At 67.1% G+C, this 1,173-nt stretch carries 1 protein-coding gene; it reads right to left on the bottom strand.

Annotated features, from left to right (window positions below):
• Window positions 1-18 precede the first annotated feature (18 nt).
• A protein-coding gene (locus ACWD0Y_RS36685) for an IS630 family transposase (protein ID WP_450264583.1) occupies window positions 19-1,097 on the bottom strand; the annotation gives its coding sequence in 2 pieces (ribosomal slippage) (window positions 19-599 and window positions 599-1,097; 1,080 coding nt in all).
• Window positions 1,098-1,173: the final 76 nt, after the last annotated feature.

The raw sequence follows: 1,173 nt of genomic DNA, 5'->3' as shown, positions 1-1,173 counted from the left end.
GTTACTGACTTCGGCTTGTCAGGGTGAGGGTGGTGTGTCGAGGGTCAGGCCGGTTCCGGCTATGAAGCCGTCGAGTGTGTGGGGCCGGTACTGGAGGCGTTTGAGGCGGTTGCGGACAACGACTTCGAGCCGGTCAAGGGCCATGACAGCGAGGTTGGCGAGACTGCGTTTGACGTGGGCCCACACGCCTTCTACGGGGTTCAGGTCGGGTGAGTAGGCGGGCAGCAGGAACACGGTCAGCCATGCACGCTCGGCCATGAGGTCCCGCATCCTGCGGGAGACGTGGGTGTTCAGGCGGTCCCAGACCAGCACGATCGGTGCCCTGACCAGCTGGTGGACTCCGTCGACCAGCGCGATGAAGTCCCGCTCGCCCATGCTGCGACGTGCGCCTTTGCCGGCGGGGTGGGCGCGCAGGCGGTGGCAGAGCCGGGTCCGGGACCCCGGTCGCATCGCGATCAGGCCGGCCACCGACAGCCGTCCCGAGCGTCGTCCGCTGACGGTCACGACCGGGGTGCGGCCTCGTCGGCCCCAGGTCCGTCCACGGGGCGGCCTGCGGGTGAACCCGGCTTCGTCCTCAAAGCAGACGTAGCCCCCGCATGCCGCCCTTGCTCTTTTACCTCCGCCCAGGTCACCTCCTTCCACACGGTGACGGCCTGCTCGTCGCGCTCGGCGACCCGCCGGGCAGGCACCTGCGGGCTGAAGCCGAGCCGGTGCATCAACCGTGTGGCGCCCGAGACGCTGTAGGTGACGTGGAACTTGCGGCCGATCAGTGTGGCCACCCTCGATGCGGTCCATACCTGGTCCTCCACCCAGCCATGCGCAGCCGGCCCCTGCTCCAGATACACGGCCAGCTTTTCCAGACACCGAGGGGACAGACGGCACCGTGATCCGCTCGGACCGCGGGAGACCAGAGCCTCGGCACCACCGTCCCGCCACAACTGATGCCATTGATAGGCCGACTTCACGCTCACCCGTAGCCGCCGTGCGACGTCCGACGGCTTGATCTCCTGCTCGAACAGTTCAGCCGCCTGCATCCGTACCGACTCCCGACGCCGACGTCCCGTAGGAGTCAGCCCGCCCCCATCCGCATATCTCACACACCACGGATACAGTCACCCACCCACACTCATCAGGGACTTCGCAACGATTCACCCCAACGAGCTGAAGTCAGTA

It is taken from the genome of Streptomyces altiplanensis (assembly GCF_053591575.1).
The sequence above is the reverse complement of the archived record's forward strand: the minus strand, read 5'-3'. Positions and strand labels throughout refer to the sequence as shown.